Origin of the sequence: Actinomadura sp. SCN-SB, assembly GCF_043906805.1 — a bacterium.
In the GTDB taxonomy this organism is placed as follows: Bacteria; Actinomycetota; Actinomycetes; order Streptosporangiales; family Streptosporangiaceae; genus Spirillospora.
Genome location: NZ_JBIMPP010000079.1, coordinates 1 through 25,026, shown reverse-complemented (window position 1 = coordinate 25,026; position 25,026 = coordinate 1). Strand labels below are relative to the sequence as shown.

The 25,026-nt window shown below is 65.9% G+C and carries 19 protein-coding genes; 7 read left to right on the top strand and 12 right to left on the bottom strand.

Annotation, left to right across the window (positions count from 1 at the left end):
• Positions 1 to 4: 4 nt before the first annotated feature.
• The 8 genes from ACGWYJ_RS33750 to folE form a co-directional block, all read right to left on the bottom strand.
• Positions 5 to 1,102, bottom strand: a complete 1,098-nt coding sequence (locus tag ACGWYJ_RS33750) for a glycosyltransferase family 4 protein (protein WP_395110623.1) — start codon at positions 1,100 to 1,102, stop codon at positions 5 to 7.
• A complete protein-coding gene (locus ACGWYJ_RS33745; protein WP_395110622.1) occupies positions 1,099 to 1,629 on the bottom strand; it encodes a phosphoribosyltransferase in 531 nt (176 codons plus the stop codon). The genes ACGWYJ_RS33750 and ACGWYJ_RS33745 overlap by 4 nt, the downstream gene beginning before the upstream one ends.
• Positions 1,629 to 2,114 (bottom strand): DUF6884 domain-containing protein, encoded by a 486-nt coding sequence (locus tag ACGWYJ_RS33740; protein ID WP_395110621.1) that lies wholly within the window; start codon positions 2,112 to 2,114, stop codon positions 1,629 to 1,631. Before ACGWYJ_RS33740 ends, ACGWYJ_RS33745 begins: the two co-directional genes overlap by 1 nt.
• The gene (locus tag ACGWYJ_RS33735; protein WP_395110620.1) at positions 2,111 to 2,587 is read right to left on the bottom strand and encodes a formylglycine-generating enzyme family protein; all 477 of its coding nucleotides are present in this window, start codon (positions 2,585 to 2,587) and stop codon (positions 2,111 to 2,113) included. The genes ACGWYJ_RS33740 and ACGWYJ_RS33735 overlap by 4 nt, the downstream gene beginning before the upstream one ends.
• A gap of 217 nt (positions 2,588 to 2,804) precedes the next feature.
• On the bottom strand, positions 2,805 to 3,521 hold the full coding sequence (locus tag ACGWYJ_RS33730) for a 7-carboxy-7-deazaguanine synthase QueE (RefSeq protein WP_395110619.1): 717 nt from the start codon (positions 3,519 to 3,521) through the stop codon (positions 2,805 to 2,807).
• Positions 3,514 to 3,897 carry a 6-pyruvoyl trahydropterin synthase family protein gene (locus ACGWYJ_RS33725; protein WP_395110618.1) on the bottom strand — a complete coding sequence of 128 codons (384 nt, stop codon included), beginning with the start codon at positions 3,895 to 3,897 and terminating at the stop codon, positions 3,514 to 3,516. Before ACGWYJ_RS33725 ends, ACGWYJ_RS33730 begins: the two co-directional genes overlap by 8 nt.
• Positions 3,897 to 4,655: a 7-cyano-7-deazaguanine synthase QueC gene (queC, locus tag ACGWYJ_RS33720; RefSeq protein WP_395110617.1), complete on the bottom strand. Its 759-nt coding sequence runs from the start codon at positions 4,653 to 4,655 to the stop codon at positions 3,897 to 3,899. Before queC ends, ACGWYJ_RS33725 begins: the two co-directional genes overlap by 1 nt.
• Positions 4,643 to 5,275, bottom strand: coding sequence for a GTP cyclohydrolase I (gene folE, locus ACGWYJ_RS33715; protein WP_395110616.1), 633 nt, complete (start codon positions 5,273 to 5,275; stop codon positions 4,643 to 4,645). The genes queC and folE overlap by 13 nt, the downstream gene beginning before the upstream one ends.
• 138 nt (positions 5,276 to 5,413) lie before the next feature.
• On the opposite strand from folE, the gene ACGWYJ_RS33710 reads away from it, so the two are divergent.
• The 7 genes from ACGWYJ_RS33710 to ACGWYJ_RS33680 all read left to right on the top strand — a co-directional run bounded on the left by ACGWYJ_RS33710 (position 5,414) and on the right by ACGWYJ_RS33680 (position 20,396).
• Entirely contained in the window at positions 5,414 to 6,697 is a 1,284-nt protein-coding gene (locus ACGWYJ_RS33710; protein ID WP_395110615.1) for a helix-turn-helix domain-containing protein, read from the top strand.
• Complete coding sequence (locus ACGWYJ_RS33705; protein ID WP_395110613.1) at positions 6,694 to 8,505, top strand: S9 family peptidase; 1,812 nt, start codon at positions 6,694 to 6,696, stop codon at positions 8,503 to 8,505. The genes ACGWYJ_RS33710 and ACGWYJ_RS33705 overlap by 4 nt, the downstream gene beginning before the upstream one ends.
• 485 nt (positions 8,506 to 8,990) lie before the next feature.
• Positions 8,991 to 9,200: a class I SAM-dependent methyltransferase gene (locus ACGWYJ_RS33700; RefSeq protein ID WP_395110612.1), complete on the top strand. Its 210-nt coding sequence runs from the start codon at positions 8,991 to 8,993 to the stop codon at positions 9,198 to 9,200.
• A gap of 495 nt (positions 9,201 to 9,695) precedes the next feature.
• A complete protein-coding gene (locus tag ACGWYJ_RS33695; RefSeq protein WP_395110611.1) occupies positions 9,696 to 12,524 on the top strand; it encodes a hypothetical protein in 2,829 nt (942 codons plus the stop codon).
• Between the two features lie 161 nt (positions 12,525 to 12,685).
• Positions 12,686 to 13,618 (top strand): hypothetical protein, encoded by a 933-nt coding sequence (locus ACGWYJ_RS33690; protein ID WP_395110610.1) that lies wholly within the window; start codon positions 12,686 to 12,688, stop codon positions 13,616 to 13,618.
• Positions 13,615 to 19,176 (top strand): DEAD/DEAH box helicase, encoded by a 5,562-nt coding sequence (locus tag ACGWYJ_RS33685; RefSeq protein ID WP_395110609.1) that lies wholly within the window; start codon positions 13,615 to 13,617, stop codon positions 19,174 to 19,176. Before ACGWYJ_RS33690 ends, ACGWYJ_RS33685 begins: the two co-directional genes overlap by 4 nt.
• Positions 19,173 to 20,396: a RecB family exonuclease gene (locus ACGWYJ_RS33680; RefSeq protein WP_395110608.1), complete on the top strand. Its 1,224-nt coding sequence runs from the start codon at positions 19,173 to 19,175 to the stop codon at positions 20,394 to 20,396. The genes ACGWYJ_RS33685 and ACGWYJ_RS33680 overlap by 4 nt, the downstream gene beginning before the upstream one ends.
• A gap of 90 nt (positions 20,397 to 20,486) precedes the next feature.
• On the opposite strand, the gene ACGWYJ_RS33675 is transcribed toward ACGWYJ_RS33680, so the two are convergent.
• The 4 genes from ACGWYJ_RS33675 to ACGWYJ_RS33660 all read right to left on the bottom strand — a co-directional run bounded on the left by ACGWYJ_RS33675 (position 20,487) and on the right by ACGWYJ_RS33660 (position 24,662).
• On the bottom strand, positions 20,487 to 22,454 hold the full coding sequence (locus ACGWYJ_RS33675; protein WP_395110607.1) for a Druantia anti-phage system protein DruA: 1,968 nt from the start codon (positions 22,452 to 22,454) through the stop codon (positions 20,487 to 20,489).
• A gap of 1 nt (position 22,455) precedes the next feature.
• On the bottom strand, positions 22,456 to 23,994 hold the full coding sequence (locus ACGWYJ_RS33670) for an ATP-binding protein (protein ID WP_395110606.1): 1,539 nt from the start codon (positions 23,992 to 23,994) through the stop codon (positions 22,456 to 22,458).
• Between the two features lie 243 nt (positions 23,995 to 24,237).
• Positions 24,238 to 24,489, bottom strand: a complete 252-nt coding sequence (locus ACGWYJ_RS33665) for a DDE-type integrase/transposase/recombinase (RefSeq protein ID WP_395110632.1) — start codon at positions 24,487 to 24,489, stop codon at positions 24,238 to 24,240.
• Positions 24,435 to 24,662: an IS3 family transposase gene (locus tag ACGWYJ_RS33660; protein ID WP_395110631.1), complete on the bottom strand. Its 228-nt coding sequence runs from the start codon at positions 24,660 to 24,662 to the stop codon at positions 24,435 to 24,437. Before ACGWYJ_RS33660 ends, ACGWYJ_RS33665 begins: the two co-directional genes overlap by 55 nt.
• Positions 24,663 to 25,026 lie beyond the last annotated feature (364 nt).

The following is a 25,026-nucleotide window of genomic DNA, read 5'->3' as shown; positions in this document are numbered from 1 at the left end:
GCGTTCAGGCCGTCACTGCGGCCAGGAAGTGGGAGGCGCTTGCGGTCGGGGTGTGGTCGGCGACTCGGGTGGGAGCGGTGCGGGCCGCCAGGTGGTAGGCGGCTGTGTCGCCGAGCAGATCGGTGGCGGCTTCCCAAAGAGCGGTTGCCGGGGCGCCGGGTGGGATCATCACGCCCGCTGCTCCGGTGAGGACGGGGACGTGGCCGAAGGCGTAGGCGATGACCGGGGTTCCGGCCGACAGCGCTTCGGCGGCGACGTTGCACCAGGTCTCGGGGCTGGTGGTGGAGATGATGGTGAGCGCTGCTCCGCCGAGGAAGTCCGGTACCTGCCGCCAAGGCAGCGCGGGCAGGATTGTCACCTGGCCAGGGGCTTGTCGTGCTGCCTCGGTGCATTCGGCCAGGACGGTGTCCTGCATGCCGGGCCAGTACTCGAATCCTGCCTCGGCGAGCACGACCTCGACGCGGCGGTTCAGGCCGGGCGGCAGCGCTGTGATGAGTTCGCGGATTCCCTTGTGTGGCTCGGCGCGGGCGACGATCCGGATGGGTCCTGATCGGCGCAGTTCCTCGCGCTGATCGGGCTCGGGCGGCTGGGTGGTGGTCAGGAGCGCGTTGGGGACCGGTATCCAGCGGGTCGCGTCGATTCCCGCCATGCTCGCCTGCTTTCGCAGGAAGGGGCTGTTGGTGATGACCGCGTCCGGTTCGTGGGCCAGGGCTTGGTGGAAGAGCGGGTCGGTGCGCAGCACGGAGACTTTCAGAGCGGTGCGCACACCGGGTGGTGCGGGCGCCAGGTGGCCGAGTCCCCACGCGGCGTCCGCCCAGCAGACGACGTCGGTGTTGCGCTCGGTGAGGACGCGGCGGACTTCGTGGGCGATGGGGGCGGGTTGGGCGAGCGCGGCCCCTAGATGCTCTTCGCGCGCCGGAGAGGGCAGGTGGATGGACCTCAGCCGGATCACCTGCGAGTCGGCGTGCTCATCTCCAACGGCAGTGAGGATCACTGCCTGGTGGCCGAGGCGGCGGAGTCCGCCGGTGAGGGCGGCGAGGGTGCGTTCGACGCCGGCGGGCGCATCTGCGGCGTAGGTGAGCAGGACGAAGGCGATGTTCACGGGGACCTCACGGTGGTGGGCGCGGGCAACGGCTCGGTCGCGGCGTCGTGGGGCGTGTTCTCCCAGGGGAAGGCGACCCAGTCCGCGACGTCCCAGATCCAGGCGTCCGGGGTGAAGGAGGCGCCGACGTTGCGGCACAGAGTTGCTGTCTGGATGCAGGCAGCCGCCCACAGATCCGTGATGGCCTGGATGGTGGTGTGCAGAGTCGAACCGGATCCGCAGATGTCGTCCACGATGAGTACTCGGTCGGCGGGGCGCGTCCTGGTGATCTGCTGCAGGTCGAGGATGACGCGGCCGGTGGCCGGGAGGCCGATCGCGTCGTTGGGGTTGTGTGAGGCCCTGAGCATCCTGGCGGGGGTGTTCAGGCGAGCGGCGATCGCGAGGGCGGGTTCGCGTCCGCCTCGTTCGATGCCGATGATCAGTTGAGGATCGTGGCGGGCCATCGCGTCGGCCACAAGCCCGATGGCGTGGTCGAACTGGGCAGGGCCAAGCCGCCAGACGCGGGTGTGCTGAAAGACGCGGGACATCAGGGCCACCCCCAGGCGTCCAGCACCTCAGCGGCGCGGTCCCAGCCGTTGTGGACGTCGTCGATCCAGTGCACCTGGACGCGGGTGAACAGCAGGTCGGTGAGGAGGGTCAGGTAAACGGGCTCGGCGATGATCAGGCACTCGCTGGGGAGTCCGTCCACGCGGGCTTGGTGGGCCAGCGTCGTGGTCACTGCAGGCCGCAGGTACCGGGCGCGGACATGGTCCAACCGGCGGTCATAGGGCAGGATGGGGCTGTCCGCGCAGATCAGGCCGTGTTGGGCGGACAGAATCCAGATCCGTGCTCGGTGCCTGGGCGACCCACCGAGCCGCAGACGAAGCTGCGGTATGCATCCGCCCTGGTAAAGGTCGAGGGCCGGGACCGGCTCGCGTGTGGTCAGCTTGCGGCGGCTACACGCTGCGAACACCATCCGGCTCGTCACCGGGTCGATGGCTGCGCGCGGCGCCTGAAGGAACGGAGGGTTCATGGGTCACGCACCACCCTCACCCCGATGCCAGGAGACGCTAGTGCGGCAGGTACGTCGTTGATGTACGCGCAGTGGGCGTACATGGTGATGGAGTTGTAGGAGCCGCCCCGGATCACCACTCCCTGCCCCGGGCGCGGGGTGGCGGTCCACTCCCAGACGTTGCCCGCCACATCCAGTAGCCCGTCAGGGGTGGCTCCATGCGGATACGCGCCGACGGGCGTTGCACGCTCCGGTCCTAGGCCGCGGAGGTTGGCGTGCCGGTCATCGGGGCCGGTGTCTCCCCAGGGGTAGCGGCGCTTTCCGCCGCCGGCCATCCATTCCCATTCCTGCGAGGTCGGTAGCCGCCCGCCGGCCGCTGCCGCCAGGAGCCGCGCCTGGGTGTGTGAGATGCCGGTGATGGGCAGGTTCCCGGCCTCGGCCAGTGCGATGGCCAGCGGCAAGGCGCGGGCCTGTTCCCAGGTCAGGGGTGTCACGGACCACAGCAGGTCATCGACCGTGGTTGAGGCTCGGTGACGCGTAGCGGGCAGAACGCCACCGCCAACCTCTACCCAACGCGGGGCGGCAGCGGTTACCGTCGAGGTCACCTGGGCAGCAGGAACGCTTCCCGATCCTTGATCAGGTCCGCTTCCCGACACGTGCGGACTCGGGACCAGGAAACGACGGCCCTGCCCAGGCCGCATTGTGGGCTGGTCAGTGTCCACGGGCATCCTCCCAGGCCAGCACATGCAGCCGCGGCGTGAGATTCCAGCCGCGCGCCACGACCTCGTCGGCCAGACCCTGCAGTCCTGCGAGGACGGCGCTGCTGTGGGTGCCCTCGGGCATCACCCAGATGGGCCGCAATCGGTGGGCCCGCTCAAGCTCGGCGATCTCGTCCAGGTCGCTGGGCCGGGTGACGACGAACTTGAACACCGCTTGGCCGCTGGCGGCATAGAACCTCAAGGCCGCCGCCTTGATGCGCCGCCGGAGCGGCATGGCGGCGTTGCCCAGCTTCGGTGAGACGTTGAAGGTCACGCCCTTCCCGCAGATCGAGGCGGGCGGAAGGAGGGTGCCGTTGGTCTCGATCTCCACGCGCGCACCCGTAGCGAGAAGCTCTGCCACCAGGACGGCGAGAGCGCGAGCTTGAAGGAGCGGCTCGCCTCCGGTGATCACATACAGGGGGGCCGGATGCGACAGCGCCCAGGCCGCTACGTCGGGTACGCGCATCGGATGCTGCTCGGCCACGCGATCGTGATCACTCCACCGCCACGTCCACGGTGTATCGCACCAGGTGCAGGACAGGTTGCACCCCGACAGGCGGATGAACGACGCGAGCCGCCCAGCGCTTGGTCCTTCGCCTTGCAGCGTCGGCCCGAACAGCTCCGATACCACCAGCGCACCAGCCCGAGCCGCCGTCGTCGCGCTAGTCATCGCAGCGCTCCGGCCGGAATTCGGCCCACGTGGAGGCCGTCTCGCTGACACGTACGGCTTCCACGGCGACCTGTCCGGGAAGGTGCAGGCGCGCGACGCACCAGTCGTAGAGGTGCCGCGCGAGACGCTCACTGGTCGGCGGCCCGGTGATGACGTCGTTAAGGACTCGGTGGTCCAGGGTGTTGGCCACGTACTCGGCCAGCGGCCACAGATCACCGAAGTCGGTGACGAACCCCTGCTCGTCCAGCTCCGGCGCGCTCAGCACCAGCTCGACGGTGTAGGAATGTCCGTGCAGACGCGAGCATTTGTGCTCTAACGGCAGCCCGTCCAGGCAGTGGGCGGCTTCGAACGCCAGGCGTTTACCGATCCGGTACATCACGACGCCCCTCCGCACTCGGCGTGTTCGGCGTAGGTGGTCGGGTCCGCCACGCCCGCCACGGCGAACGCCTCGCGCCGCTCGGTGCACGTCCCGCACCTCCCGCAGTGCCGGTCACCGCCGCGGTAGCACGACCATGTCGCCTCCAGCGGCACGTTCAGCCGGTGCGCCAGGGCCACGATGTCGGCCTTGGATGCCCGGATGAACGGGGCCAGCAGCTGAAACTCCGGGTTCAGGAAGCCTTCGTTGGCGACGGCGACCATCCGCCGGTATGCCTCGAGGAATTCCGCGCGGCAGTCGGGATAGATCGTGTGGTCGCCCGCGTGCGCGCCATAGGCCACCGCGTCCGCGCCCACGGCGATGGCGACGGCAACGGCGATGTCCAGGATGATCGCATTGCGGTTGGGGACGACCGTGTCTCGCATGGATTCGTCGGTGTAGTGGCCGTCGGGGACCGCCACCGCCCGATCCGTCAATGCCGAGCCGCCCAGGACGTCCCCCAGAGCGGGCATCTCGATCACGTAGTGGGACGCGCGGAGGCGGGCGGCGGCCTGGCGGGCGTAGCGCAGTTCGGTGCGATGCCGCTGCCCATAGTCCACGGACACCAGCGTCAACACCGCACCCTGCAGCATGAGCCACTCGGCGAGCGTGATGCTGTCCAAGCCGCCGGACACGACGACAACGGCATGCCGCGGGACCGGATCAACAGGTACGATCGCCTCGGGATCAAGCGGAACCTGAGTGTTCACGGTGACCACCCCCCGCTCTGGGTCGACAGCAGATCGCGGAACTCGGCGCGAAGCGCCGGGTCGTCCCGCAGGACCCCGCGAACGGCGAGAGTGACAGTGCTGGCCTTGGGCGATCGAGCACCGCGCAGGCTCATGCACAGGTGCTCGGCCACGACCAAGACGGCGACGCCACGGGCCTGCAGATGCGCCTCCAGTTGGGTGGCGATCTGCTGAGTCAGCTCCTCCTGCACCTGCAGCCGCGCGGCCTGCACCGCAACCGTCCGCGCGAGCTTGGACAGGCCGGCAACGCGGTGCTCTGCCGGGACGTAGCCGATGTGCGCGGTGCCGACGAACGGCAGCAGATGATGAGCGCACAGCGAGCGGAAGACGACGTCCCGGACCACGACCAGCCCGTCATGGTTCTCGGCATTGGGGAAGGTGGTCAGCTCGAACGGCTCTGATGTCAGCAGTTCGATGAGGGCGGCCGCGGCTCGGCGCGGGGTGTTGCGAGCAACCTCGCTGTCGGCCGGGACGCCCAGCGCGGCGAGCAACTCGGTCACAGCACGCTGCGCCCGGGCGATGTCAAACGCGGATTCGCCAACGGGCAGCGGGAGGCGCCCGTTTCCGGTGTAGGGGTGTGCTACCTGCACGAGGGTCTTCCTCCGATCGAGGGTCCCGCCGGTCTAGCGGCGGCGGTGATCCAGGCGTTGCCTGGCCCGTGGCTGACAGCACACGCCCCGATTTGATTTGCTCGCAACGACGAGCAAAACCCATGAAGGTGAGCGTCCATGACGACGTCTCCGGGATCACGACCACGGCGCAGAGCAGGACGGCCGCCCAAGCCACTGGACGCCTCGGCCTCCGCGCTCGCGCGGCTCGGCGCCCAACTACGGCAGCTCCGCCTGGAACAAGGACTCACCCTGGCCCGGCTCGGCGAGCTCACCGGCTACTCCTGGCAGCACCTGGGCGCCGTTGAACGCGCCAAAGTGGCGCCCTCCCAAGACGTGGTGGCCGCGTGCGAACGCGCCCTAACCGCGGGCGGACGCTTGGTCAGCCTGTTCCCCGCCGTGGTAGGTGAGCAGGCCGCCATCCGCCACACCCGCGAGGCCGCCCGCCACGCTCACACCCCCGTCCCCGATCAGGACGTTGACTGGAGCCACCTGGCCACCGCGGCCGCCTCGTCCTCGGTCTCTGCAGGCATGGTCGAGCAACTAGAACTGATCACTGACCGGCAACGGTCCCTCTACCACGAGCTGACCTCCGCGCAGATGCTGGTCCCGGTCGAAGCTCACCTCGGCCTGCTGATGTCCCTGCTCAAAGCCACTCACTCCGATCCGCTCCGGCACCGGATCGCCTCCGCCGCCAGCGAGGCCGCCGGATTCGCCGCCTGGATCTGGCACGACCTCGGCGACCCCTACAAACTCACCCGCCACTACCAGACCGCGGCCCGCCTTCGCTCCGAGGCCGCCAACCCCGCGCTGAACTCCTACGTCACCGCCTACCACGCACTTGCCTCCGGCCCCATACCCGCAGCGATCGACTACGCCCGGCAAGCCCTGGACACCGCACCCAAGACCACCACCCACCTGACACGATCATGGTTGTGCGCAGTGGCCGCCACCGTCACGGCCCCGGCCGACCCGGCCGAAGCCACCCGGCTCCTCGGGCATGCGCGCGATCATTTCGACGCCGCGGAGGGTAGGGAGGAGTGGATGTATGAGTTCGACCACACCGCGCTGGCCGGCTACCGCGGCCAATGCCACCTGCAACTGGGCCAACCCACGGCCGCGATCGCAGCGTTCACCGAAGGCATCGACTCCGTCCCCGCCACCTGCGTACGCCGCAAAGCCCAGTTCACGCTCGGACTGGCCGAGGCACACCTCGACTCAGGCGACATCGATCAGGCGTTGAGGATGGCCAGTGCTTCCCTGCGGGTCTTCGCCGCCCGCGGGTCGGTCTCCGGCATGCGCGCCGTACGCCGCCTGCGTAACCTCCTCCACGAGGGCGGCCACACCCGCCACGCGGCGCAGCTGGACGAACAGGCCCACGCCACAGTGAAGGCCGATCATTGAGCGCTATCACCGCCGAACTGGTCGCCAAGGCCAGCGTCGCCTACGACGCCGTGACCGTCCTGGACGGCGGCAACCTCGTCTACTGGCTGGAAGGCCGACCCGACGGCAGCGACGCTCTCGTCTCCTGGACCCCGCAGACCGGCGTGCGGGACGTGCTGCCCGGCGGGCCGAGCGTCGCCTCGTACGTACACGAATACGGCGGCGGCGCCTACCTGGCCACCGACACCGGCATCTGGTTTTGCAACGCCGACGACCAGCGGCTCTACCATGCCACCGGCGACCACATCATCCCCCTCACCCGCGCACCGAACGTGCCGGGCAGCGTCCGCTACGCCGACATGCGCCTAAACCCCGACCGCCACGGCCTGTGGGCAGTGCGCGAACGCCACGAACCCGACGCTGTCATCAACGAGTTGGTCTGGCTGCCTGCAACCGGCGGCGAGACGCGGGTAGTCGCCAGCGGCTGGGACTTCTACTCCTATCCCCGCCCCAGCCCCGACGGCCGGTGGCTCGCCTGGACCTGCTGGAACGCGCCACTAATGCCCTGGGACGGCACCTGGCTCCACCTCGCCGAAATCCTGGCCCCCGGACAGTTGGGCGAGCCCATCGTGGTGGCCGGCGGCCCGGAAGAATCGGTATTCCAGCCCGAATGGAGCCCCGATGGTGTCCTGCACCTAGTCTCCGACCGGTCCGGCTGGTGGAACCTGTACGCCTGGCGCGACAACCGGCTCTCGCCGGTCTGGACACCGGAATCGGAACTCGGCGTCGCGCAATGGGAATTCGGCTACTCCACCTACGCCTTCCTCGACCACGGCCGCATCGCCGTCCTCGCCCACAACGGCGGACAACAATACCTCCACATCCTCCAAGAGGGCACCACCCGCCACGTGGACCTGCCGTTCACCTCGATCAAGCCGTACCTGTCGGCCTCCAACACCACAGCCGCAATAATCGCTGCCAGCCCAACCCAAGCCCCACAAGTCGTCCTGGTCGACCTCGACACCGGACGCCACCGCACACTCGCAGCACCAAACACCAGCACCAGCACGCTCTCGTGGCCACGGGCGTTTACCTTCCCGACTCGCGACGGCGCCCGCGCCCACGGCTGGTACCACCCACCGGCCGAAGACCGGAGACAACCGCCACTGATCGTCAAAGCACATCCCGGCCCGACCGCCAGCACACCACTCCGCCTGGACTGGCACACCCAATACTTCACCAGCCGCGGCTACGCAGTCGCCGAGATCGACTACCGCGGCAGCACCGGCTACGGACGCCGCTACCGCCAAGCCCTGCACGGGCAATGGGGCGTCCTGGACGCCTTGGATTGCGCCGATGCCGCCGCCTACCTGATCGCCACCGGCCACGCTGACCGCCAACGCACCGCAATCTGGGGCGCCAGCGCAGGCGGCTACACCGCGTTGCGTGCCATCGCCCTCACTGACATCTTCACTGCCGCCATCGCCCATTCACCCGTGATCGAGCCGACCACCTGGCGCAACGCAGCCCCGAAATTCCAAGCCCACCACACCGACAGCCTCATCGGCCCCCCAGCCCAAGCCAAAGAGACCTACCGGCAACGATCCCTGCTACAGCACCCCGAAAACATCAACCGGCCAATACTCCTCATCCACGGCGACAACGACCCCATCACACCCCCTGAACAATCCCACCTTCTAGCCCAAACACTCGGCCACCAAGCCCACCTGCTCAGCTTTAGGAACGAAGGCCACACCCTCCGAACTCCGGACTCAATCCAACAGGCCCTCCAGGCCGAACTCGACTTCCTCACCAATCCACCCCGCTGAACCACACACCAACGCCATCGACGGGCCACAGACAGACCGCACCCGGCTGCCGAACTGACCGGAAGGACGAGCGTGGACAACCGTCACAACGCGCACGTGCTGCATAATGGCGCGGACAGCAGGCCCAGGTCTACGTCGTCACCTCCCGCCGCGCTGCTAACCACCTCGTCCACCAGTTCCACAACGCGGCACCAACAACTGACCACGGCCGCCGACCACAGCCGGGCGGTGAGGTGATGTCGCCTCGCACCGCACCCAGATCAGCGTCTGCGTCCGGAGCACGCGACCAGGCACCGGGCGACGCAGCCCTTCACCGGCCCCGCTTAGCCCCCGCCTTGTACGCCGACCAGGCCCAGGTCGCGTGCCACAGCGCCTGCTGGACGCCAAGATCCAAGGACAGCACGCCGGTGAACTGATCGCCGACCTCCTGGAAACCGCCCTGGCTCGTCCCAACCCCAGCCCCGACGCCATGCCGAACTCCGAAGGTGATCGCCGATATCGGCTGCGGCACCGGTCATCCCACCCGAACCCTGGCCGGGCGATCCCCGACCGCGCGACTGCTGGCCATCGACGCCTCCACCGCTATGCTCATCGCGGCCCGCACCCACCTCCAAGCCCAGCCAGCGGCGACCGCAAACGCATCACCTACCTGCGCTACGCTCCCATCCTCACGAGACTGGCTCCGTACAAGATAAACAGATCATCCGCTGTCCAAGATCTCCTGAAGCCGCGTATACAGGGCGGTCCCCGGCCCGCCGTCGTATTCCGCTGATCGGCAAGAGCAGCCACCCGGCCCCCACCCCAAAGATGATGACGTATGGCTGCAGCTTGCCGCCGCCGGAGGCGGTCAGGCTCAGGTTTGCTGGCCTACGAGATCGCGAAGGAAGCGCGTGTCCAGTGATGGCTGGTCGGCGTGATCACTTGTGCCCGTCCTACGAACTGGCCGATCTCGGCCTCGACCTGGGGAAACCGGCAGCGTCCGCGAGAGAGTTGGTAATCGTGGACCTCCAGAGTGCACTGATGGCGGCCGACACTCCTGGCGCTGGGACCAGCCTGCCACTAGGCCTTTTACAGGTAATCTCCGGAAGTGTCAGACCTGATGGCTAGTGTCGGAACGGCCAACCGGCAGGAAGGTTCGATGAGGGGCTGAGAACGTGAGGGAGCCGATTAGCCGGAGCACCGTTCAAGTCTTGCAGGATCTTCACACGCAACTTGACCAGGGCTTCCGTGATCTGCATGCAAGCCGCGAACAGCTGACACCTGTCGCCCCGGTGTTCGCGCTTGAGCATGACCTCTGCGACACGGATCTTGAACTGCTGAAGGAAACGGTCCGCTTAGCAGTGCGTCAGGGGTTCTGGGCCTCAGCCCAGCGGTGGTGGCTTCCGTTCGTTGTCTACGCTGCCGAGTCGGGTCACAATTACGCTGGCGGAGAGTACTGGAAGACGTTTGAGGACTCGACACCCGGATGGCGTGAGAACGGCGACCGGGACCGGATCCGGGAATGGTTCCAGAGGTTCGCCGACGACTACGGCGGGGCACGGCCGCAGGGAGCCTTCGCTGGGCATTTCCGGATCATCGCCTGGCCAATCACGCATGCCGTGCTGCCGGTGTACCTGCAGCGCCACCTCGCGCATCTCCTCTACGACTTCCGCACGGGCCTAACTGCGCAGTTGCTACGGGATCCCGGCATCCTTGGCGAGCGCCTGGCGGCCCGCACCGGTTCCTATCCCGAGCAGTTCCGGTACTTCTGCCAGAACACGGCACTGCTCGGCCAGGTGTCCGTTGCCCTGCTTTCCGGGGAAGAGGACGAGTCGCCGTACTTGCTCGGCTCTACGCTCCACAGGCTGGTGGACGGGCTGTCACGTGAGCGCCAATCACAGCAGTGGCTCAGCACGGCACGCCGAACAGCCGGCAAGGTCCGCGCCAAGGCGCGGGGCTTGGTCCCGGTGCCCCGCAAGCTGACTCGGCCGTCGTGGCCAGAACGACTCCCGAGGCCGACCGACCCTCGCCTTCTCCTACGCCGTGTCCAGGGTGAGTGGAGGGCATACGCAGAACTTCCGGATCTTAGCTCGCTTATCACCCGCCTGCCCCAGTTGTCTGACGAATTGCGCAGCCGACGACCCAGCGTCGCTGGCGCCGAACGGCGCTACCTTGCGAGGGGGCAGTTGCTCTATCCCGGCCACGAGGTCCAGCTTGCCCGCTGGCCCAGACCGCACGAACCGTTTATCCGTCTGGAACGGGCACCGGATCCGGCCAACCACCTCATAGCCGATCACTGCGCCATTAGCCCCGGCCGCACGTGGCTGTTCCGCCTGCGGGCGCCGAATCTGGCGGTTGAGGTCAAGGGAAAGATCATGCATCCGGGATCCTCGTACATATTGGTCGTGGACGAAGACACGTCCATCCCCGCGCTCCCCACCGCGGTCGAGATCCCGCTTCAAGCCACTGGCGTACGCGCTTACACCATCACTGTGCCCGATGCTGCCAGCGAGAGCTACGCGGCAGCCTTCGCCCCGGTGGGTCTCTCGCTCGCTACCAAGGTTGTGATCAGACCAGTGGGCATTGTCGCGAGCTCGTGGGACGGAGAAGGCACTGTCGAGTGGCTGGCCGGGGAGCCCGGAATGATCGGGATCTACTCTGAGCAGGTCCCGGAGAGTTGCATCGTTACGCTGGACGGGCACTCCCAGACGCTGAAGTGGCCAGGCGGACAGCGCGACCTTCTGTTGCATTTGGAGGACCTGAGCGCTGGGACATTCGAGGTCGCAGTTGCACTCCTAGCCGAAAGCGGCAAGACCATCGCGGATGGCTACATCGCTGTGACCGTTCGCGACCCAAAGGTGCGCCCGGACAGCGCGACAGCAGGAGAAGGCATCAGACTCTTGTCTGATCCGGCCCAGCCGACACTCAGTGATCTGTGGGATGGCCGCGCCGATATATCCATTGACGGCCCCTCGGACAGCCCGGCACAGCTCACTGTCACTCTGCTTTCGGACACAGGCGAAAAACTTTCCGAATTAGAACAGGGAATCCGTCTGCCGATGACTCCCGAAGCATGGTCCCAGACCGTTCGTGGCGTACGAGCAAATCAGCGTTTCAAGGGCCATTATGACGACGCGCAGAGCAGCCGAATCACGATCTCTCGCTCGGGGATCGGATTCGCCACCCTTACCTGCGATCGGGGCTTCCAACCATTGCAGTGGCGTTTTGCCCTCTGCCGCAACGGAAGCTATGTGGCTCGTCTGATCGACCGTACCGACGGCGTGCGGACAGTAGCCGAGATGTTCACGGTTCAAGAGCCGCTCGTCTCGATCCGATGCCCAGCGTCGGGCGAGATCCCCGTACCCGCACAGGGAGGTCTCGTCCGGGCTACTGCACGAGAGGCAAGCGCGACGGCCCTGCTACCACCCCAGCCGAATGCAATCATGGGGCGAGGAAATAGGACACCGACGGTCAGAACTAGCGGCCGTACCCCGGGCGAGGTCCTTCGCCTAGCCGAGGCCCACCTGTTGTGGGCAACGGCTCACCAGCCTGCGGACCCATTCGCCAACCACCAGTGCGACATGGTGCTGGAGGCGATAACCAGGGAAATCGCCTCGCTGATCGGTAAGGGGTACTGGACAAAGGTTGAGCGCAAGATGCAGCGCGCCTCGGAACCGACCGAGTGTATCGATGTTATGCGGGCCGGTGTTGGCGAAATCCGACGCCATCGGGAACTGGCCGATCAGGTCGCGCGCAACCTCTGGCATTGGTCGACCCCGGAAACTCTGCTGGCTGGTTTCTCAGAAGCCCTAGCTGGCACCGTTCAGACGGGCGACGCCGCGGACAACGAGGCCATCGCACGTTTCGTGTTGACCCTGGCGGACCAGCCTGGACAGATCCTGGCCGGCTGGAACCAAGCCGACTGCCGGGACCTGCTTGCGAAAGTTCTGGCGACCCCGGTACTTCTGCGCGCAGCACGCTTTGCTGTGTTGGGCTCTCGTGCCTTCAATGGGGCTGTCACGCCTGGAGGACCGTGGTGAAGATATCGACTGCGTCGGCTAGCGAGTGCAGGGAACTTGCGATCCAGACCCTGGATGTCGATGAAGCCGCCGATCTGTTCTCGCCCGAAGGACTCTCCGCATCACTCCGGCGCGCAGCATCGTTCTTGTGCCCTACGTCTCCGCGTCGGCTCATTGACGCAGTGCTCGAAGCCCTGTGCCCTGTGCTTCCGGATGATGACAAACTCTCGCGGGACGACCTCGCCGACCTGCTTGACCTTCTCGTCTCGGCCGGCGACCTACTTGAGCTCCGGCAGTCCGGTGACCTTTCCGGGCGTCTGCTCTACCTCGGCCCGCCATCGTATGTTGAGCGGCAACGCGGCCAGTACCGGCTGCTCGGCATCCGTCCCTTCGGCGCACCGCTCATCAGCTCAGACCTTGCGGGAGCCGTCCAGTACGAGGGCCACGCACGGTCGATTGCCCTTGCTCCTGCCGAGGCGGAAGCACAGTTGGCGACGCTCGGTCTGCACAAGATCCGCCGCAAGCAGTGGATACGTCGTCCGCCGGAGATTGGACCGGGCGAACTGATCACGAGATTCCAAGATCGACTGTCAGCAGTTGCCCCCGCGGGGGCCGTCGAGGGGATGACGGTCATCGACTCTGCGGCGAAGGTCACCTACTACCGGGGCCGTTGGAGGCCCCTTGCGGTCTCCGACTCCGGCTTGTTTGTGGCGCGGCGGCCACAGGATTACGGTGCAGACCTGTGGTGCGTGGCCCTGGTCACCGAAGATGCGGCCGTCCGGCTTGTTGATCTGCCCGTCGATGACCCTGCGGCACCGGGTCACGACGAAGCCTGGCGTGTTCAGGCGGCGCTCGACGCCGTGGGGGGCCGTCCCCAGATCTTTCGTGCTGGCCCTTGCTCGGGCCTTGGCACCGGCGCAGATTGGACGGTCGACCTGTTCACGCCGCTGCCACGGTGGGCCGAGCGCTACCTCGAACTCGTCGGAATGCCGATTCCACGCTCCACCGGAGCGTTGCGCTCGTACCGTGTCCCCGAGGCCGAAATGGGCGGCCTCGCCGACTTCCTCGCCAGCATGCTGTGGATGCGCCAGGTACCGACGGAGGGGGCGAAATGACGGCTGACGCACCGACCATCTCGGAGACGACGGAGAAGATCCAGGCCGCTCTTCGCGACTACATCGAGGCGACCTACCACGTCGGCCACAAGACGCTAATCGAGCAGCGCCGGGAACTCCTGGAACAAGAAGGTGTCCTTTTCCGGGAGCCCTTCCTCGAAAGCACCCCCCGCTACCAGCCGGGGCGGCGCTTCGCCAAACTTGATCTCGATGAGCCGGTCCAAGAGCTCTTTCAAGCTCTCGCCGCTCCCGCTGGGGAGTTGAAACGTGCACTGTTCGATCCGCCATACACCCATCAGGCAGACGCGCTGGAGTGGACCACGCGCGATGGGGTGAGCTTGGCGGTCACCACGGGAACGGGCTCTGGCAAGACCGAGTCGTTCCTTCTGCCGATGTTGGCCAAGCTCGCTGGCGAGGCCGCCAGAGCGCCTGGTTCTTTCCAGGCACCCGCTGTCCGTGCGCTCATCTTGTACCCGATGAACGCGTTGGTGAACGACCAACTGGGGCGGCTACGGCTGCTCCTGGGCGATCCGCGCGTCACGACGCGGTTCCAGGCATGGGCGGGGCGCCCGCCTCGGTTTGCCCGCTACACCAGCCGGACGCTCTACCCAGGTGTCCGCAGCCGGCAGAAGGACACGCAGCGGCTAAAGCCGATCGAGGACTTCTACATACATCTGCTCGACGAAGCGTCCGACGAGACCTCGCCCGGCCATGCAAGCGCGGTCGCCCTGATCGACAAGCTCAAGGATCGCGGCAAATGGCCGGCCAAGCCCAACCTCAAAGCATGGTACGGAGCGAAGAACACCCGCTGGCAAAACGCGGATGGGGAGTTCGTCCGGGCGGTCACGCTCCCCGAAGACCCGGAGCTCTTGACTCGTCATGAGGTGCTGCAGGCACCGCCCGACGTCCTTATCACTAACTACTCGATGCTCGAATACATGCTCATGCGCCCGCTGGAGCGACCCGTCTTCGACATGACGCGGGCGTGGCTGGATGCGAACCCGGAAGAGAAGTTCCTCCTTATTATCGATGAGGCGCACCTGTACCGGGGAGCAGCCGGAGCGGAGGTAGCGCTGCTGCTACGGCGGCTGCGGTCGCGGCTAGGCATCCCGGCCGAACGTCTGCAGGTGATCGCCACCAGCGCTAGCTTCGACAGCCCAGAGTACGCACGGCAGTTCGCTGCACAGCTCTCTGGGAAGGATGTCGGAGACTTCCGGACCGTACAGGGCCTACTCGCCGAGCGATCTCCGGCGGGGACGGGGAATGTGCTGGATGCTGAAGTACTCGCCGCCGTACCCCTGGGAGCGTTTTACAGCGGCGCGGACGACGAGGCGCGGATCAAGGCCCTGGGTGAATTCCTCGAGTTCCGTGGCGTCAAGCCCGAGTCCGGGATTTCCCCTGGTGAACTGCTAGTCGCCGCGCTCGACAGCTATCCGCCGATGGGCCTGTTGGTGAACGAGACCATGCGACAGGCGCGCCCCGTCAGCGAACTCGGTGCCCTCCTGTTTCCCAGCGCTGACGCGACGCTGGCCGACAGGGCAGCGTCAACACTGGTGGCACTCGGCAGCGCCGCGCGAACGGCGCCTGAGGAAGCTGGGCTGCTGCCGTGCCGGGTTCATGCGTTCTTCCGAGGACTCCCGGGATTGTGGGCATGCCTCGACCCGGACTGCCCTGAAGTCGACAGGCAGATGCACCCGGACCCAGGTCCGGTCGGGAAGCTGTACGCGCAACCGCAGACTGCCTGCGCCTGTGGTGCGCGCGTCTTCGAGCTCTTCACGTGCCGTCACTGCGGCTCGGCCTATGTCCGCGGATACACCGATGACCTGGCCAAGCCAGGGGCTCTGTGGAGCGAGCCCGGTGCGCCGTTCCTGTCGGCGGGCGGGCCCGTCGACGAGTTGTCCGCGCTCGACCTCCTCCTGGAGGAGCCGTCAGCCGACAACGTTGAGTTGGCCGACCTCGATTTGATCACCGGACGGCTCAACCCGAACGAACTCGGCGACCGAGTCCGCAGCGTGTTCATCCCGAGGCACCGTGCCGGGGAGGTGGTCGAGGGGACCGACGGCGATGAGGGCGAGACCCCGGCCAATGGCGAGTTCAAGCCCTGCGGAGTGTGCGGCCAGATGGCGGGGTTTGGTCGCTCGTCGGTACAGGATCACCAGACCAAGGGTGATCAGCCCTTCCAGGCCCTGATTACCCGTCAGCTTGAGGTCCAGCCGTCGGGTCAGCAGCCCTACAGCCCTTTCGCCCCCTTGCGGGGCCGGAAGGTTCTGGCGTTCTCAGACTCCCGCCAGGTAGCCGCGCGTCTCGCGCCGAACCTGCAGAACTATGCGATGCGCGACCTGATCCGCCCTCTGATCCTTCGAGGATGGAGCGACCTCGCAGCCCAGCAGATGATGGCGCCCCAGCTCAGCCTGGAAGAGTTGTTTCTTGCGGTCATGGTCGGCGCGAAACAGCTGTCGGTGCGCCTGCGCCCGGAACTCCGCCCGACAGAGTCGATGCAGGCGCTTGACGACGTTGGCAAAGCGATCGATGACGGAGCTCTCAGCGGCAGCCCCGCCCTCACTCAATTGCTCATGCTGAAGGCCCAGCCCCCGGTGTCGCTTCTGCGCGCGATCTACGCCACGCTGACAGACAAGTACTACGGCCTTGCCGCCCTCGGCCTTGCCTCGCTGCGGGAACGGGAGGCGCTGAGGGCCAATCTGCTGGCCGGCCTGCCAGCTCTTGAGGGTGTGGCGTCCACTGATGATCAGAAACTCGACCTGGTGAGGTTGTGGCTCGCGCAGTGGGCCACCACGACGCGTGGCATCTGGTTCCCGTCAATGACCGACGGTGAGTGGTGGCGGGTAAAGGGTGGCGTGAAACCGCACTCCGGCAAGTTCAGGCCCATCCAGAATTGGCTGCCGACCGGCGCCACAAAGAAGCATTTCGAGGCTAAATGGGTTCCGGTGCTGCTGAACGTGTTCTGTGAGAATCGGGGCGGAACGTATCGACTGCTCGCTGGAAGGGTCGCGCTGGAGCCCGGCGGACTGTGGGGATACTGCGAGCGGTGTCGGTACACCCAGAGGCCCTTCCCCAGCATCAACAAGTGCATAAATTGCGGCGCCTCTCAGGTCCGGACGCTGGACCCGGCTGATGACCCAGTGTTCAGGGCGCGTAAGGGCTACTACCGGGCCAGTTCGGAACGAGCCCTCAAGAACCCGCCGGAGCCGCCGATGAGCATCATCGCGGCTGAACACACCGCCCAGCTCAACGCCGCCCAGTCCAGCGAGGTTTTCTCGAAAGCCGAGGAGCACGAGCTTCTCTTCCAGGACGTGGACCTCGGGTCCCGGCCCGGTGATCCGCCGCGGGCCGCGATCGACGTACTGTCCTGCACAACCACGATGGAAGTCGGCATCGACATCGGCAGCCTGTCCGGGGTGGCGCTACGGAACATGCCCCCGTCGCGCGCCAATTACCAGCAGCGGGCTGGCCGGGCCGGGCGGCGAGGCAATGCGGTCGCCACCGTGCTCGCGTTCGGTAGCGCAGACACCCACGATGATCATTACTTCCGCAATCCCGACCAGATGATCCGCGGCACGGTCGACGACCCGCAGCTGACGCTCGACAACGACGAGATCGCCCGCCGCCATGTGACCGCCTACCTCCTGCAGCGGTACCACCAGGATCGTCTGCCGGATATCGATCCCGACGAGCAGCCGCAACTCTTTGAGGTCCTCGGGACCGTTGAAGCATTCGCCAGGCCCGCATCGCCGTTGAGCCGCCAGGACCTAGAGGAGTGGCTGAAGAGCAACGAGGACGCGCTGTGCGGCGAGGTCAGCGCCTGGCTGCCCGCAGAACTCCCCGCCTTTGCCCGGGACGCACTCCTGAGCGGCATCGTCACCAAGACGCTGAAGGAAATCGATAAGGCGCTCGATCTCGACCCGGATGGCACACTGCCGGCCCCCTCGGAAGGCGACTCGGCGCCTGAGCAGGTTGAGGCCGAAGCTGAGGGGCCTGCCGAGGACGGCGCCTCCGAGCCGAGCACGCGCAGGAGCCAGACAAACCTGCTGGACCGATTGTTGTACAAGGGGGTCCTGCCCCGATACGCGTTCCCTACAGATGTCGTGTCCTTCTATGTCTTCGATCAAGACAGATCGATGCCGTTCCGAGCTGAGTTCCAGTATGAACCCAGCCAGGGGCTCCCTGTCGCGCTGACCCAGTACGCGCCGGGCAAGGTCGTCTGGATTGACAACAAGGAATGGACCTCCGGCGCGCTGTATGCGCCAGTCCGCAAGGAACTCAGCCAAGCGTGGCGCGGCAAGCGCCTGTACTTCGAGTGCCAGGTCTGCCGCTACGCGACCCATGTTTCCTCCAGCGAGGCCAGGCGTGGCGACATTCGGCCCTGCCCAGCGTGCGGCGCCGAGGACAAATTCGGCAGAGCCATGAACTGGCTCCGCCCCCCGGGCTTCGCCCACCGAGTGTCGATGGACCCAGGTACTAGCCCCGACGACGCTCCGGCACGCAGCTACGCGACCAGGGCCAAGTTGATGGCCTCAGGACCGAACGAGGAATCGGAGTGGGCGCGAGTCACTGACAGGATCGAGGAGACCTACCGGCGCGAGACCTTGCTGGTGACCAATACGGGACCGCGCGGCGAGGGCTACACCTTCTGTGCGATCTGTGGGTTGATCGAGCCCACCTTCGGTGGGGCCGGCGACGTCGCCGGGACTCATCGCAGGCCATACCCAGACGAGAAGGACCCAATCTGTCCTGGGTCACGTTCCACCCGGGGGCTAGTACTCGGCACAGATTTCATCTCTGACGTCCTGCTCGTACGCCTCAAGGTCGAGCCGCCGACCACCCTGAAGGCTCAGTATCTGGCGACGCATATCGCACTGCGTTCCGTCGCCGAAGCCATGACGATCGCCTCGGCGCACCTACTCGACATCGAGGCGACGGAGTTGCAGGCGGAGTACCGACCAGCGCTCACCTCCCTGGGCCCCCTAGGACTGGAATCGGAGATCTACCTGTATGACACCCTTGCTGGCGGCGCCGGTTTCACCCGACGGATCCGCGACTACGGCCTGGACATCTTCAAGCACGCCCTTGACTGCCTGGATAACTGCCCGGCCGACTGCGACGCGTCCTGCTATCGGTGCCTGCGCAGCTTCCGGAATCGATTCGAGCACGGGCTCCTCGACCGGCACGTCGGCGCCAGCCTGCTGCGCCATCTGCTGGATGGCACGCTGCCCACCATGGAACCAGCCCGCCTGTCCCGCTCGGCTGACCGGCTCCACAAGGACCTGGTCAGCCTCGGACTCGACGTTTCTCTCACACGGGGCGCAGTAGTCGACGTCCCGGGAATCGGGACGGTGGACGCACCCATCCTTGCGACACGCGGAGATCAGCAGTGGATCATCGGGGTACACGGCCCGCTCACCCGCGACCTGGCCCCGAACCCGAAACTCCAGGAGGCAAAGGAGTACAGCACCAGCGCACGCATTCTCCTCATCGACGACACCGAGATCACCCACAGCTTGCCATCCGCGAGCCAGCGGGTTATCAGGGAAATCTCATGACCACCGGACAGGCCCGCTTCGAGACAGGGATCGAGTCATCCGCAGCGATCCTGCCTGGGCCGCCCCCGCACTGGAGCTTTTCCTCACTCAGGGAAATCAGGACCTGCCCACGCCGGTACGCGCTCAGCCGCGCCAGCTACCCAGATCTGTGGGAGGGCCCCGGCTACCCGCACGTGCCAGCCCTGGCTACGATTTTCGGGCACGTCGTCCACGACTCTCTCGAGACGATCGTGAAGGCGGTCGTCGCCGCTGGCTGCGAGTCCATACAGTCCCCCGAAGCGGTTACCGTACTGCGCGAGTTGGGCGGGTACACGAGGGTGATCGAACGCGCCGCTGAGCGCAGGCTGGCGGGCCTGCACGGCAACCCCCGGCTGAACGATGACCTGCGCCAAAGCATCCAGCGGAACCTGCGCGGACGTATCGCTGACGCCAGGGTTCAGGTCCAGGCGTATATCAGCAGCGCAGTCATCACGCCGGGCGGGAAACCGCCTAGAGAGGGGAGATCATCAGGTGCCCCCTCCCCTGGCGGGCGCTCACCTCTGCTTCCGGGATCGCACGCCGAGGTCACGCTGACGGCTTCACGCCTGCGGCTGAGGGGGCGGGTAGACCTGATGCGCATCACCGAGTCCGGGGCGCACATCGTCGACTACAAGACCGGCTCCGAGAGTCCTAGCCATGTGGAGCAACTGCGGCTTTATGCGCTGCTATGGACCCTCGACGCTGGCGCGAACCCCGACCGACGGCCCGTCGCCAGCCTCACCGCCGCCTACCCCGGTCGCGATACCGCGATCCCCGTCCCAGGCGAGCCCGAACTAGACGACATCGAAAAGCAGGCTGCAACCAGCATCGAGGAGGCCGATGCCGAACTCGCGGCGGGCGAGCCCCGCGCTATCCCATCCTCACAGAACTGCAGCAATTGCGACGTCCGGCACCTGTGCGACGCTTACTGGTCATCCGTCGCGCCGGATCCATTCGATCTTCCTGATCAAGCCAAGTTCGACTGCCAGGGCATGATCGGCGTCCGGAACGGACAACGCATCTGGTCGTTCCACCCAGAAGGCGTCACACGGCGGGAGATTCTGATACATGCACCCACCGGACTCGAACTGCCGACCGGTCGCCGCGTCCGGGTACTTGGACTGCGCCTCAACGCGGACCCCGAGACCAGAACAACTGTGGCATTGATGAACTCGGCGACCGAGGTCTTCCAGCTTGCCTAGCCCCGCCTCAACCCAGCCAGGGGTGGCTCCATAGGAGCGCACCCCTGACTGGTCACCGCCCGGTTACGCTGGGCGACGAGCCAATATCTTTTAGTCAAGGGGTTCCGAATCGGCGAGTGGTGGCAGGGTGACACGGGCGCCGTGGCTAACAGGGCGGTCAATGTGATGCCGGGATATCTCCGCCAGCACGGCGTCCGATTGGATGCGACGGGCGAGCCAGCGCTGCATCCACCAACTGGAGATTTTCTCCACGTCGTCACCTACGTCCGCGGGGAAGCTGTAGTCCGGCTCCTCTTCCGCGCCTATCAGGTACGGGAGCAGGTTATCGACCAGGCTGACCCCATACACGATGCGTTGTCGTCCGTGTTGAAGCAGCATGTCGGCAGGCCAGCCAAGAAGCTCTAGCCCTGACCTGACCTTGCGCAGCTTCGGGTTCACGCCCTCGCCGAAGATGCTGTTGACACGGACTCCAGTCTTGCTCTGCTCGGCCAGGCGAACCAGCGCGGTGACTGATTCAGCGGACAGGTGCGATGTGCCGTAGGACTTGGACCGGCCGAGTTCGCGGAACCGAATGTCTGAGGTACCGCCCAGTACCTCGGCTGGCACCCGGATCCGGTTGTACTGGCTCGATCCCGAGCCGTATAGGGAGGTCGTGCCTATGAAGACAAGGTTGGTGCGGCGCCGGATGGGGCGGCCGGCCATGGCGGAAGCGATCTCGCTCTCGTACCCGGAGTACTTGTCCCGGTAGGCGTGTACGGCGGTCGGGCTGGCCGCCAGCATGCCGACCAGTTTTCCACCAAGGATCGCGTTGTAAGGGGCGACCGCTCCGCAGACCGCGAGGTCGGCTATCTCGGTGCCGACTGATTCGGCTTTCGCGCGACGGAGTATCGCGGCAATCGCGCGCTTCCCCTGAGGATCCTCAAGGGCTTTGCGGAGCCCGTTACTGGTCGGCTTTGGCGACAGGAACGGGATAAGGGCGGCACGGGCCCTCAAGAGGTCCGCCAGCGCCAGGCACCGCTTGCTGCGGAACAGATCTGATTCTGCCCGCTGCTGCCACGTGGCGGGATTGCCTTTGGACCTGCTCTTGAAGTCGGCGCGCCGCACAAACCGATGGTGGTCACGGCGCCGGGCATGGGCCTCCTTAACCAGCCGCTCAATCGACTCCGGCGTCGGAGAGTCCCACAGGTTCGGCCAGTACAAACCGTCCTGGATAAGGTCATCCACGTACAGTTCGTCGAGCCCGCGTTGCAACCTCCCGGCGACCCACCCGGCCATTCGGTCGGTCGGCTCGTGGGCCAGCCCTGCGAGGAACGGCCCCGGCTGCCAGCCGATCCAATGATCACGTTCGCTGATCTGGACGATGGCGCTACTAAGCGCCGCGATTCCGATGACCGGGTGGTAGGGCGCCGCGCGATCACGAACTAGCAGCGCCAAGGTCCGGCCTGGAGTAGTGGCGTAGTAGTTGGTCCACGTGTGGCGGAAATACCGCCAAATGTCGGTAAGACGCAGGCCCGTGTGATGGCAACGCTCGCCTGTGACAACCGGCTGAATATACGGGTCGACGGCCGCCCGCATTGCCGCCGGGTCGCTACCGGAGTTGGTGGCGGCCTTCTCTAGAGCGGCCCTCAGTTCCCCGCCATCCCGCATGAGGCTGAAGATGGAAACGAACCGACCACGGAACTCGCGGGGTCTTTCCATGGCGGTGACGAACCGGCGCACCGAAGGCTGAGACAGCTGTTCGTTCCGTTTGACCAATTCCTGCCTGCGTATCCGTTCCTTCTCCGCTGCGGGGTCGGCCACGGATGCTTCCGGTAGCACCCACACCTCGCCGTCAACGCGGACTGCCCACCCCTGGCTCGCAAGATCGCACAGGACGTGCGCAGCCGCGGCCAGGCTCGCCTGCCCAACCTTGACGCAGGCACGTCTAGCTGCCTCGACATCTGTTCCGACGCGACCCGGGGACGCGGAGACCGCCAGGGCAAGGGCGGTGAAAGCCTTCCGCTCGCTCTGACCCCACGCCGCCGGGGCGGAAAGCAGGTACCAGTTGTCGTCTGTCATCTCACCCGTTCATGAACGTCGCAAGCACGTCCGCCCAAGTCTGCCGGAAGCGCCGACCACTTACGCGCCCACTCCGAGGCCATGTCCCGACCTCCGCACGCGCAGCTGCGAGAACGGCCAAGGCGACCTGCTTGGCAACCTCCTGATCCCTGGGAGACTCGCTCATCGCCAGCGGACCGTACAGGTCTCGATACAATGGGTGACGAGAGTTCAGCAGAAGCCACAGTCGCCCGTCCCGCACCACGATGTCGAAGGCATGGGTATCTGGAAGGTCGGTTATGACGATCTGGTACGGCCCGGAACCAGCCGTTTTCCTGTGTCGGCTGCCGGCGAGAGTCTGTGCCACAGCATCAGGGATGGCGTCCCTCCGTGGTGGCATGGGCGGTAGTGCCGCATCTACTCGCCCCGCCTGCTCTTCCGCAGCGCCGAGTGGTGCCACCGACCTGACCATCTCGAACTGCCTGCGGACCCGGTTGTTGAGCGCCCGTGCGATGGGCTCCAAGTCCGGCCCGAGCATGTCCAGCAGTTCGCCACGCGGCGCGATCGCCTGCTTGGAGTTCGTAATCCCGAAGAGCTCGTCAAGCACCGGGGCGAAGCTGATCTCGCATCGCCACCAGTCATCGTAATTTTCACGCCTTTTCCCACCCATGAAGAACCAGCCGCGGTCGATCTCCCGCCCTGCGCGTACCACTGACACACAAGGCGCATTCGTGATCCCGCGAGCCCGTTTTTCCTCCGCCGAAAGATCGTGCCATTTATCAACGGGAAGCTCACTGAAGCGGACAGAGATCTCCCCCTTCTCAAAACCCGCAGATAGGCGATAGACAAGGGTGTCACCGAATTGCCTTCCCCCCATCCAGGCCGAGCCATTCAGAAGGCACAGTGGGTCACTAGCAGAAGCATACTTGCCATTTATTGTTAAGGTGAGACCAGAGACTAAAAAATGGCGATATATCCGACCCAACTCTCCTTCGAGTTTCTTTGCCAGCGCCGAGGGCCGACGGTATTCCACGCGGTCGCACCGGAGGAGGCGTACGAGGGTACCGCTTCCCGATGTGACCTCGGGTGGCCGTGCAACCGCTTCCACACAGGGCAAGGCATCCTCGCCCCGAGCGGTAATCTGATCCAGGTCCAGCACACTACGCAGGCACTGCGGCCCTCGCCACGTGTACACCTCGACCCGCCTGCAACGGCTGAGGGTCCCGTTCGGCAGCCCCATCCCATAGCGACCCAATGAGGACCGGTCGTTGAACCTGCTCGATCCGCCGAACGTCAGAGCCATAGCGAGGGTGTCCGCCTCCATCCCCTCACCGTCATCGGCTACGGCGATTTCAACAGGCATCCGGGAGTCCGCCGCGGAGGACACCACTACGCCCACGTTCCTGGCGCCCGCCTGAATCGAGTTATCGATAAGCTCCGCCATGACAAGGGCAGTGCTCTTGTATCCCGCGTCCCGCGTAGCCAGAAGAAAGTTGAGCGGATTAACCAGGCTCCGCGCAGGTTTCACTACACGATCCAGGCCCGAGAGCTCCTGCGACATTATCTGTCGTTACCTTTCAATATACCGAGGAACCTGAGCTGCCATGCCCGTACCCGGCACCACAGTCCGTGCTATATTGCCGTAGTTTAGGGCGCAAGGCAACAATAGCATTCACCCTTCTGCATTCCTGCACACTTGGAGCAATTCCTGACAGAGCTGTGTGGGAGCATGCAGCCTTGCCTCTCAGCTTGCTCTTGCCCATGACATAGATAAAGCAAGGACTACCAGCAGGCGGCTCTGGGATCAACACTTATGGCCGTAAGTGGGTCCTATCGGTGGCCAGATGGATCTTGCTGGCCCTTTCGACGCTCTCCGGGTGAGGGCGTCGATGACCAATTCGGCGCGCATGCGCTCGGCCATCGAGTAGCCGACCAGGCGCCTGGTCCCGATGTCGATCACGGTCGCCAGGTACATCCACTTCCGGGCCACAGGCAGATACGTCATATCACCGCACCAGCACGCGTTGGCCGGCCCGGTACTGAAGTCCCGCCGCAGCAGATCCGGCTCCGGCGGCGCAGGTGCTGGCTGACGATCCGATGCTCGCGCATCACCCGCTCGACGCGCTTGCGGTTCACCCGATGTCCCTGGTTGCGAAGTTCGGCATGCACCCGCGGCGATCCGTACGCCGCCCCGGAGTCAGCGTGGATCTTCCGGACATGACCGGCCAGGCACAGGTCGGAGGCCTTGCAGGCGACCCAGGCCGAGGCGGCCTGGCGTCACCGGTAGAACCCCGACCGCGAGACACCCAGAATCCGGCACAGCCGCTTGACGCCGAACGCGCGATGGTGGGGACTCGACGAAGGAAAAGCGGCCCGATCCAGATTCTCCCGAGCGAAAGAGGCGGCCGCCTTGCGCAAGATCTCCCGCTCGAGCTTCAGCTCGGTGACCTCCTTCCCGCAGCCGCGCCAGTTCGGCATCCTTGACCGACTCGGCCGCCGCCCAAGGCCGCGCTGCCGCCTCGGCCGTACGGACCCAGGTCCGCAACGTCTCATGATTGCCCCAGTTCCTTGGCGACCCGGGCGATCGGCCTGG